Annotated in this window: 2 protein-coding genes and 1 pseudogene; 2 read left to right on the top strand and 1 reads right to left on the bottom strand. The window is 61.1% G+C overall.

All coding sequences use genetic code 11. The features are described from left to right. Positions 1 to 198: pseudogene (locus DSP71_RS23735) on the top strand (type II secretion protein F); the annotation flags it as partial. A 621-nt stretch (positions 199 to 819) separates the two neighbouring features. Further along, a complete protein-coding gene (locus DSP71_RS12275; protein ID WP_046748981.1) occupies positions 820 to 1,017 on the top strand; it encodes a YegP family protein in 198 nt (65 codons plus the stop codon). 319 nt (positions 1,018 to 1,336) lie between these two features. Here DSP71_RS12275 and DSP71_RS12280 read toward each other — a convergent pair whose 3' ends face one another. After that, positions 1,337 to 1,714, bottom strand: a complete 378-nt coding sequence (locus DSP71_RS12280) for a hypothetical protein (RefSeq protein ID WP_181800728.1) — start codon at positions 1,712 to 1,714, stop codon at positions 1,337 to 1,339. Between the last annotated feature and the right edge of the window lie 82 nt (positions 1,715 to 1,796).

Genomic DNA, 1,796 nt, shown 5'->3' on the forward strand with positions numbered 1-1,796 from the left:
GAGCACGGTGCACCGCTCGCCGCAGTGCTGCATGCCCAGGCGTCGGATGCACGGGAGGACGCGAAGCGTGTGCTGATCGAGCAGGCGGGGCGCAAGGAGATCCTGATGCTCCTCCCGCTCGTCTTCCTGATACTTCCGCTCTCCGTGCTCTTCGCCGTCTATCCCGGGCTCTTCATCCTCCGTCTCGGCATCGGCTGACCCCTCAACGAAAGGATCCACCATGACGACACCCACCTGTGACCGCGGGCGACTCACATCGACGGGAACCACTGCTCGGCTCCGCGCATTCTTCGCGGATGAAACCGGGGACGTCCCCGGCTGGGTACTGGTCGCGAATCACATATGACGGAGCCGCGAATCGGCTTGCAGACACGCCCGCGACACGCCGATGAACGTCCCGAATCGCGATTCCACATAAATTATTCTGAAGCAAACCCCACATACCCTCCGCCTGTGGATAACTCTTCCGCTGGTGTCGGGGATCGCCGGAATCCTGCGGATGCAGGGCCGTCTGTTCGGCCTGCCCGCTGTGGATGAAACGGTGTAGAAGCTGTGTAGAACTCGCGCGGACGCGCTGGTGAACTACAACGGTGTAACTCGTACACCTTGTAGACCCCCAAAATATCCGTTCCCTCGATTATTCTGGAGAGGTCGGCAAGCAGCGATGGAAAAACCCCCCAGGTCAGCGACAACTGTTCTGAGGGGCGGGAGATTCCTTGGTTAGGGGAAACTTCTTCCAACGTACGCGTGACGGTGACGCCCGACAAGCCCTTGTGGCTTGTCGGGCGTGTCAAGCAGGATCGTTTGGAGAAAACCAACATGTCTAAGTTCGTCATCTACAAGGCCAGCAATGGCTTCCAGTACTACTGGAACCTCAAGGCTCCGAACGGCGAGGTCATCGCCACGTCGGAGATGTACAACTCGAAGCAGGCGGCGCAGAACGGCATTCAGTCCGTGAAGATCTACGCCGGTCTCGCCAGCATCGAGGACACGACCGCTCTGCAGCGGCGGTTCTGAGATGGTTACGCGTCGGGTTAACGGTCCGTTCGTGCTCATCTGTCGGGGCTGCGGAGCGAAGTACGGCCCGTTCACCCAGGCGTCGGGTGCGTTCAAGTGCGGCCGTTGCGGTCGGATCAACACCATCGGGTAACCGGCAGTAGCAACACCAGCGAGGGGCTGACGGGCAACCGTCAGCCCCTCTTTCCGTTCATCGTTGGTGCTCTGAGACGAGACCTGCGGGCTCTGGCGCGGTGGTCGAAACTGGACGCTGGGCGAGAACCCCTTGCCGGTGGGTGATGGCTTAGGGCCTAAAGATGGGAGCCCGCCTCTCGCTGCCTTATTCGACGGAGACGAACACCGTGTCCGTCAACATTCCCGGTGTGACCGCGATGAGCGCGCCCTCGATGCTCGCAGTCGGAATCGTCCGCACCAGGTTGCCGGTGATCGTTCCACCTGAGTAGAGCGTGGCTGTGAGGTCCGTGTTATCCGGGGCCAGGGCAATGACGTCGAAGGGCTGCGTCACGCCGTCTGCCGTCACGATGTCGGTCCGGACGAAAGCAGGCATGCTGCCCTCCGTATCATCCCCGGTGTAGGTGTAGGTCACGTTGAGCAAGACGAACTGCTGGTCAGCGGGCAGGTCGCTCAGATCGATGTACGCGTTCGCTTCCTGGAATGCCGGGTCTGATCCCGCATCGAACTGCACCGAGTTGACCACGACGGTCCACTCGTCTGAGACGACTTCTGAACCGAGTGGGGCCGGATTCTCACGAGTTCCGACTTCCACGGCGGGGTCGTCC

This window comes from Microbacterium sp. H6 (assembly GCF_003314775.1).
Classification (GTDB): domain Bacteria; phylum Actinomycetota; class Actinomycetes; order Actinomycetales; family Microbacteriaceae; genus Microbacterium; species Microbacterium oxydans.